8 protein-coding genes are annotated in these 8,017 nt (G+C 73.0%); 3 read left to right on the plus strand and 5 right to left on the minus strand.

Going from position 1 to position 8,017, the window contains the following annotated elements:
- Nucleotides 1–259: hypothetical protein (locus tag E1284_RS36060; RefSeq protein ID WP_207924143.1), on the minus strand; the 259-nt coding region annotated here is incomplete at its 3' end.
- 127 nt (nt 260–386) lie between these two features.
- Between E1284_RS36060 and E1284_RS36065 the strand changes: the two genes are divergently transcribed.
- The 3 genes from E1284_RS36065 to ctaD all read left to right on the plus strand — a co-directional run bounded on the left by E1284_RS36065 (nt 387) and on the right by ctaD (nt 3,662).
- Nucleotides 387–1,406: a Ppx/GppA phosphatase family protein gene (locus tag E1284_RS36065; protein WP_243714958.1), complete on the plus strand. Its 1,020-nt coding sequence runs from the start codon at nt 387–389 to the stop codon at nt 1,404–1,406.
- A 161-nt stretch (nt 1,407–1,567) separates the two neighbouring features.
- Entirely contained in the window at nt 1,568–1,891 is a 324-nt protein-coding gene (locus E1284_RS36070) for a DUF2795 domain-containing protein (protein ID WP_131944638.1), read from the plus strand.
- A 91-nt stretch (nt 1,892–1,982) separates the two neighbouring features.
- Nucleotides 1,983–3,662, plus strand: a complete 1,680-nt coding sequence (gene ctaD / locus E1284_RS36075) for an aa3-type cytochrome oxidase subunit I (protein WP_131944639.1) — start codon at nt 1,983–1,985, stop codon at nt 3,660–3,662.
- A 72-nt stretch (nt 3,663–3,734) separates the two neighbouring features.
- Here ctaD and qcrB read toward each other — a convergent pair whose 3' ends face one another.
- From qcrB to E1284_RS36095, 4 genes are all read right to left on the minus strand, one after another.
- Nucleotides 3,735–5,393, minus strand: coding sequence for a cytochrome bc1 complex cytochrome b subunit (gene qcrB / locus E1284_RS36080; protein ID WP_131944640.1), 1,659 nt, complete (start codon nt 5,391–5,393; stop codon nt 3,735–3,737).
- Nucleotides 5,394–5,448: 55 nt separating this feature from the next.
- Nucleotides 5,449–6,546: a PrsW family glutamic-type intramembrane protease gene (locus E1284_RS36085; protein ID WP_131944641.1), complete on the minus strand. Its 1,098-nt coding sequence runs from the start codon at nt 6,544–6,546 to the stop codon at nt 5,449–5,451.
- The gene (locus E1284_RS36090) at nt 6,546–7,100 is read right to left on the minus strand and encodes a hypothetical protein (RefSeq protein ID WP_131944642.1); all 555 of its coding nucleotides are present in this window, start codon (nt 7,098–7,100) and stop codon (nt 6,546–6,548) included. Before E1284_RS36090 ends, E1284_RS36085 begins: the two co-directional genes overlap by 1 nt.
- Nucleotides 7,101–7,167: 67 nt before the next feature.
- The gene (locus tag E1284_RS36095) at nt 7,168–8,007 is read right to left on the minus strand and encodes a pentapeptide repeat-containing protein (protein ID WP_131944643.1); all 840 of its coding nucleotides are present in this window, start codon (nt 8,005–8,007) and stop codon (nt 7,168–7,170) included.
- Nucleotides 8,008–8,017 lie beyond the last annotated feature (10 nt).

Here is an 8,017-nt window from a genome sequence, read left to right on the forward strand (position 1 = left end):
GGCCGTAGTCGCGGACCAGCCGGGTCAGCTCCCGGGCGGCGTCGGCCAGAGCGCGCGCCGCCTCCGCGACCTCCTGTTCCCGGGCGGGTCGTTCCCGGGCGGGCCGGTCCAGGTCCGGCGCGCCCGCGTCCGGGCCCGCCTGGTCGCCGCGGGTCCGCGCGGCGCGCCGCCGCGCCGTGTCGAGCCGGTCGATGGCGCGGGCGGCCTCATCGCGGGCCGCCGTGACCCCGGCCCGAATGTCGAGCTCGTCCTGTGGCACCGGGGGGCTCCTTCAACGTGCCGTTTCCAGCGGCTTTCCCGAACTTTCCGCTCTCTACCGTGCGAGCCCGGCGTCTCGCGGGCCCGGCCGGCCGACTGAGAGTGTCAATGCGGGGTAAAGCAGCCGCATGGACGACGGCCCCCTGCGCCTCGGCGTGCTCGACATCGGCTCGAACTCGGCGCACCTGCGGGTCGCCGACCTCGACCCCGGCCACCCGCCCGTGCCCGTCCGCTCGGTGAAGAGCGCCGTGCGGCTGGCCGAGGCCACCGACCGGCACGGCGTCATCGGCCGGCCCGCCGTCGGGCGGCTCATCGCCGCGGTGCGCGAGTCGGTGGCCGCCGCCGCGGCCCTCGACGTCGCCGAACTCGTCCCGTACGCGACGTCCGCGCTGCGCGACGCCGCCAACCGCGACGACGTCGCCGCCGAGGTCCGCGCCGCCACCGGCGTCGAGCTCGGGTTCCTCAGCGGCGAGCGGGAGGCGCGGCTGACCTTCCTCGCGGCCCGCCGCTGGTTCGGGTGGTCGGCGGGGCCGATGCTGCTCGCCGACATCGGCGGCGGCTCCATGGAGCTGGCCTACGGCGCCGGTACCGAACCGGAGATCGCGCTGTCGCTGCCGCTCGGCGCCGGCCGCCTCACCCGGCACCACCTGCCGCCGCGGCCGCCCGTGCGCAAGCGGACCCACCGGGCGCTGCGCGAGCACGTCCGGGCGGTGCTCGGCGAGGCGGTCGTCGGGATCGCCGAGCGGCCGGCGCCGGCCCGCGCCGTGGCGACGTCCAAGACCTTCACCCAGCTCGCCCGGCTCTGCGGCGCACCGAAGGCGAAGGCCGGCCTCTACCGGGAGCGCCGCCTCGACCGCCGCGAGCTGCACCGCTGGATCCCGCGGCTGGCGAAGTTGCCGGACGAGGAGCGCGCCCGGCTGCGCGGGGTCAAGGCGTCCCGCGCCCACCAGATCCTCGCCGGCGCGATCGTCGCCGAGGGCGTGATGGACGTCCTCGGCCTCGACCGGCTCGACCTCTGCCCGTGGGCGCTCCGCGAGGGCGTCTTCCTGCACCGGCTGAACGAGCTGGCGGGCGGGCGCGGCCCGGAGCTGTTCCCCGAGCGGCGCCCCATGACCCTGCGGGGCGCGTCGCTGCGGGCCGTCACCTGACCTCGGCGCCGTTCGTGCCCATGCCCGCTGCGTGCGCGGACGGGCAGGTCGACCACGGGCAGGTCGACCACGGGCAGGTCAACCGGGTGCCGGGGGCGTTTGGCCGGGGGAGCGGCGGGCAGTTCCGCCGCAGGACGGTCCATCACCGGGGGGAGCACGCCATGGCACTCGCCGACGCGCGGGAGATCGAGGAGCTGCTCGGGGACCTGCCGTTCCCGGCGGACAAGCAGCGGATCGTCGAGCACGCGCACAGCAGGCGGCCCGAGGGGGAGGCCGAGCACGCGCTGCTGTCGCTGCCGCTCGGCACCTACGACAGCGTCGCCGAGGTGGTGCGGTCGGTGCCGCTCGACCCGGACCCGGGGCGGACCCCGTCCGAGCGGGACCACCAGCGCCGGCACCACGAGAAGCCCGGCCTGAGCGAGCACGCGCGCCACGCCGAGCGGTCGCCGTTCGAGGAGGAACTGGACCGCCGCGACGAGCCGTGACAGGCGCACTTTCCCGCCGCCTTCCCCGCGTTTGAAAGAGACCAGCGCGGCAAGTGGCCCGTTGGGCTCGGACGAGGAGGGAGGGCCGTAGATGACGGCCGTGCAGGGGAGGGACGACACCAGCGTCGCCGACGCGCTCGCGCGCCACCGCAAGGGCACCAGGATCGCCCACATCTTCGCCACGACCGACCACAAGATGGTCGGCTACCTGTATCTCACGACGTCGTTCCTGTTCTTCCTGGCGGCCGGGGTCATGGCCATGATCATGCGGGCCGAGCTGCTGGAGCCGGGCAAGCAGGTGGTGAGCAACCAGCTCTACAACGAGCTGTTCACCATGCACGGCACGATCATGCTGCTGCTGTTCGCGACGCCGACGTTCCTCGGATTCGCCAACGTGATCGTGCCGCTGCAGATCGGCGCGCCGGACGTCGCGTTCCCCCGGCTGAACGCCCTCACCTACTACCTGTTCCTGTTCGGCGGGCTCATCGTGCTCGCGGGGTTCATCGTGCCGGGCGGCGCGGCCGCCTTCGGATGGTTCGCCTACTCGCCGCTGACCTCGCCGACGTACTCGCCCGGCCTCGGCGGCGACATGTGGACCATGGGGCTGATCCTGTCCGGCTTCGGGACGATCATGACCGCGGTCAACATCATCACCACGATCATCACGCTGCGCGCCCCCGGCATGGTGATGTTCCGGATGCCGATCTTCACCTGGAACGCGCTGCTGACCAGCCTCATGGTGATCATCGCCTTCCCGACGCTGACCGCGGCGCTGTTCGCGCTGGAGGCCGACCGCAAGCTCGGCGCGCACATCTACGACCCGGCCAACCACGGCGCCCTGCTCTGGCAGCACCTGTTCTGGTTCTTCGGGCATCCGGAGGTCTACATCGTCGCGGTGCCCTTCTTCGGGATCGTCACCGAGATCATCCCGGTGTTCTCCCGCAAGCCGCTGTTCGGCTACCTCGGCATGGTCGCGGCCACCATCGCGATCAGCGGGCTGTCGATGACGGTGTGGGCGCACCACATGTTCGCCACCGGCGGCGTCCTGCTGCCGTTCTTCTCCATCACCTCCTTCATGATCGCCGTCCCGACCGGCATCAAGTTCTTCAACTGGGTCGGCACGATGTGGAAGGGGCAGCTGACGCTCGAGACGCCGATGCTGTTCTCGATCGGGTTCCTCGTCACGTTCCTGTTCGGCGGCCTGACCGGGGTGATCCTGGCGTCCCCGCCCCTGGACTTCCACGTCACCGACTCGTACTTCGTCGTCGCCCATTTCCACTACGTTCTCTTCGGCACCATCGTGTTCGCGACGTTCGGCGGCTTCTACTTCTGGTGGCCGAAGATGACGGGCCGGATGCTCGACGAGACCTGGGGGAAGATCCATTTCTGGACGCTGTTCATCGGCTTCCACACGACGTTCCTGGTCCAGCACTGGCTGGGCGCCGAGGGCATGGCGCGCCGCTACGCCGACTATCCCGAGAAGTTCGCCACGCTGAACTTCGTCTCCTCGATCGGCTCGTTCGTCCTCGGCGCGTCCACGTTCGCGTTCCTGTGGAACGTCCTGCGCACCTGGCGGCGCGGGAAGAAGGTCGAGGTGGACGATCCGTGGGGCTTCGGCGGCTCGCTGGAGTGGGCGACGTCCTGCCCGCCGCCCCGGCACAACTTCACGGCGATGCCGCGGATCCGCTCCGTGCGCCCCGCGTTCGACCTGCGCTACCCGCCGACCGAGCCGCCGCAGGAGAAGGAGCCGGCGCTTCCGCCGCCCGAGTGAGGCGGCCCCGTACCGCAGAGCGCCCGGCGGGCTCCCCGCCGGGCGCTTTTTCGCGCGTCGCTGCGGTGCGGGTCAGCCGCCGCCCTCGCCGTCCTCCGACGGGCCCCGGCTGAGGTCGCCCTGGCCGCCGCCGTAGGACTCGGACTGGTAGTCGAGGTAGAAGCGGTTGCTGCGGGTGCGCACCTGCGTGCGGGTGCGGTCGGGGGTCGGGAGCGGGATGAGGTGGTTCGGGTAGGGGGCGGCCAGCTCGTCCGGCCGCCGGGTCTGCACGACCGCCTCCTGCTCCGGCGACGGCTGCTCGTGCCGCTCCTCGAAGCCGCCCTGCGGGCTCAGCGAGACCAGGCCGCTCTCCACCCCCTCCTCGCGGATCCGCAGGTCGCGCCGCTGCAGGCTCAGGCAGACCCGCCGGGCGATGGCGAACGCGGCGATCGGCGCGACGAAGAAGCCGGCGCGGAAGAACCAGGTCGTCCAGAACAGCGGGATCTTGAAGGTGTCGGAGATGACGTCGTTGCCGCCCGCCGCGAGCAGGTTGCCGTACCAGGCGATGGCCGCGGCGCCGATCGCCGTCCTGGTCGCGGCGTTGCGCGGCCGGTCCAGCAGGTGGTGGACGCGCTCGTCGCCCGTGGCCCAGCGCTCCAGGAACGGGTAGAGGGCGATGAGCGTGAAGAACACCGCGGGCAGGACGACGGCGGGCAGCAGGACGTTCCACGAGATGGTGTGCCCCGCGACGGTCGTCGACAGGCGCGGCATGATGCGCAGCGAGCCTTCGAGGAAGCCGACGTACCAGTCGGGCTGCGACCCGGTCGAGACCTGGTCGGTCTCGTACGGCCCGTACAGCCACACCGGGTTGATCTGCAGGCACGCCGCCATCCCGGCGAGGACGCCGAAGGTGAACAGGAAGTACGCGATGCTCTGCGTGGCGAAGTGCGGGAAGGTCTTCTCGCCGCTCACCGCCATCTCCCGCCGCCTGCGGCCGGGCCACTGGGTGTGCGTCTGGTGCCAGAGGATCATCAGGTGCACGGTGACGAGCGCGATCAGGATGCCGGGGATGAGCAGGATGTGCACGGTGAACAGCCGCGGGATGAACTCCTCGCTCGCCGGGAACTCGCCGCCGAAGGCCCACAGGCTCACGTACGTCCCGACGACGGGGATCGACAGCATGATGCCCTGGGCGATCCGCAGCCCGGTGCCCGACAGCAGGTCGTCCGGGAGCGAGTAGCCGGCGAACCCCTCGGCGAGCGCCAGCACGAACAGCGTGAAGCCGATCAGCCAGTTGATCTCGCGCGGCTTGCGGAACGCGCCGGTGAAGAAGATGCGCAGGAGGTGGACGGTGATCGCCGCGACGAAGACGTTCGCCGCCCAGTGGTGGATCTGCCGCATCAGCAGCCCGCCCCGGACGTCGAACGTGATGTGCAGCGTGGACGCGTACGCCTCGCTCATCCGCAGGCCCCGCAGCGGCGCGTACGAGCCGTCGTAGATCTGCTCCATGCCGCTCGGCTTGAAGAACAGCGTGAGGTAGACGCCGGTCAGCACCAGGATGACGAACGAGTAGAGCGCGATCTCGCCCAGCAGGAACGACCAGTGGGTGGGGAACGCCTTCTTGATGTTCTCGTTCAGGAACGAGGTGGAGCCGAGCCGGTCGTTGACGCCCCAGAAGACCTTCCGCACCCGCGGTTCGGCCTCCTCCCCGGCCTTCCTCCCCGCCCCGGCTCCGCCCTTGCGTCCCGCCATCGCGCTCTCTCCCGTGGCCGCGCAGTATTCCCGCAGGGCGGGTACCCGGGCCCGATCACGGCAAACGGTCGGGCGCGCGGGTGTCGCGGCCCGAGCCGAGCCGGTGCCGGACGAGCTGGATGTCGGCCCGCAGCCGGTCGGCGGCGCCGGGGTCGCGCTCCAGGCCGCCGAGCCCGTCCTCGATCAGTTCGAGCTGGTCGGCGCGCAGCCGGGCGAGCAGCCGGCGCGGCTCCCCGGCGGGCACGCCCCAGCGCTCCTTGCGGCGCCACTTGCGGAACGCGAGGACGTGCCCCTCGCCCGGGACGAGGACGCCCTTCGCGGTCTCCGCGTGCACCGTCCGGCGGAAGTGCGACAGGTAGTGCCGCCGCGAGAGCCGGTACGCGGCGATCGCCGCGAGCAGGATCGGCGCGCCCTTCACCGGCAGCAGCAGCACCCCGGACAGGACGGGCGCGTCCCACCACGAGTGCAGCGCCATGGCCAGCAGGAGCGCCCCGGCCGCGATGGCGAGGCTCGTCCGGCACGCGCGCCCGAGCAGGCAGCCGAGCCCCGCGCCGCCGACCGCCGTCATCGCCCAGTGGCTCCACCACGCCCCGCCGACCACCCGGCTGCCGAAGGAGAAGAACGCGGCGCTGGCGTCCTGCGTGGCGCCCGTCAGCACGATCGTGTTGAGGACGTAGAGGAAGTTCTCCGCGAACTGGAAGCCGAGCCCGGCGAGCGCGCCGTACCCCCACCCGTCGAGCGGCCCGCGCACCGCCGCCGGCGCCATCAGCGCCAGCACCGCGACGCCGAGCAGCTTCAGGAGCTCCTCGTCGACCGGCGCGGCGATCGACGCGCCCCACACGGCGTTGAAGCCCGGCCCGGCCGTCTTGCCGATGACCGCCTGGAACGCCGAGTTCGCGGGCAGCGCCATGCCGAACGCGGCGAGGCCGCCCCAGGACACCGCGACCAGCGCGTACCCGAGCGGATGCGAACGGACCGGGTGCAGCCGCCGCAGCACCCAGACGCCCACCGCGAGCGAGGGCGCCAGCAGCGCGACTCCGACGATCGCGCCGACCGGGAACGCCGCGACCTGCGCGCCGATCCCGTGGAAGGCGATCCAGGCGCCGAGCGTGCACGCCGCCGCCCACAGCCAGAACGCCGGCCGCCGGGTCATCACGGGGCCGAGATCCGGAGGGTCCGCACGATGGCCTCGACCTCGGCGGCCAGCGCGCGGTAGGCGCCCGGCGGACCCGACGCCGTCACGGTCGCGCCGAGCGTGTCCCGGGCGAACACGGCCGCGGTGCCGGCGCGCTCCCGCCCGGCGAGCCGCCCGGTCAGCCCGGTCAGCCCGTACGCGGTCGTGATCGGGACGGGCCCCGCGCGCAGCCGCGACCGTCCGCCGGCGGCGACGATGCGGCCGAGGCCGTCCCACAGCCGCCGCGCGTCCACCGGTGCCAGCGGCACGACGATGCGCACGTACAGGCCGACGCCGGAGTTGGACAGTTCCACGTTGCTGGCGAGCGAGGTGTCGGCCTTGTCGAGGACCCAGCCCGCGGACGGGACCGAGAAGGTCACCGGGCGGACGCCGTCGCGTTCCGTCCCGACCGAGAGGACCGCCCCCGCGGCGAGCGGTTCCGCGCCGCTTCCGAGGGCCTTGTCGAGCAGCGGGAGCCCCGCGGCGAGGACCAGCGGCACGAGCGCCACGAGCCCCGTGCCCCACCAGCTCACCCGCGCCACGTGACCCCCCGATGACGTGCGCTGCGGAAATGCCCCTTGACAAAGGGGCTAAACAAGATCAGTGCGCGTGAGCCGCCCAGTGCGCGGGCCGTCCGACCCCCGCCGGCAACCGCGTGCCGGCGTCGCCACGGGCCGAGTCGAGCTGCGCCCTGGTGAGGAAGAGGCAGCCGGTGAGGTCGGCGCCGCGCAGGTCGGCGTCCCGCAGGTCCGCCCCGATCAGGTCGGCCCGCCGCAGGTCGGCGCCGCGCAGGTCGGCCGCGATCAGGTACGCGCCGCGCAGGCAGGCGCCGCGCAGGTCGGCGCCCTTCAGCCGCGCCCCGATGAGGTCGGCGCCGCGCCGGTCCTTCCGGCGGCCGGGCAGGCCCGCCCTGGCCAGCTCGCTCGCCCGCAGGAGCAGGGCGTTCACCCGTTCGCGCACCGCCGGGACGTCGGTCTCGGCGAGTTCTCCGGGGCCGCCGAGGGTGAGGTGCTCGACGTCGTCGCGGGCCTTCCGGAGCTCTTCGCGGACGGGCTCGGCGGCCGGCATCTCCACGGCCTCGGCCAGGTACCAGAGCAGCTCGTGGAGCTGCCGCATGACGGGGAAGACCTGGAACATCCGGCGGGCGGCGTCCGGGTCCGCGCGCCAGTCGCGGCCGGCGAACGTCCGCTGCGACACCTTCTGGCCGGCGCCGAAGCAGTCGAACACCGTGCAGCCCTGGAAGCCGCGCTGCCGCAGCTCGGCGTGGACGCCGCAGCGGAAGTCGGCCAGCAGGTTGCGGCACGGCTCGCCCGCGTCCTTGTCCATCGCGAAGTCGGCCGACTTCGCGAACGGCAGCGCGACGCAGCACAGGCCGAAGCAGCTCGCGCAGTCGGCCTTGAGGTCCGCCCTCTCCGGCACCCCGCCCCCGTTCATGGACATCGCCCCATTC

The organism is Actinomadura bangladeshensis, from assembly GCF_004348335.1.
Classification (GTDB): domain Bacteria; phylum Actinomycetota; class Actinomycetes; order Streptosporangiales; family Streptosporangiaceae; genus Spirillospora; species Spirillospora bangladeshensis.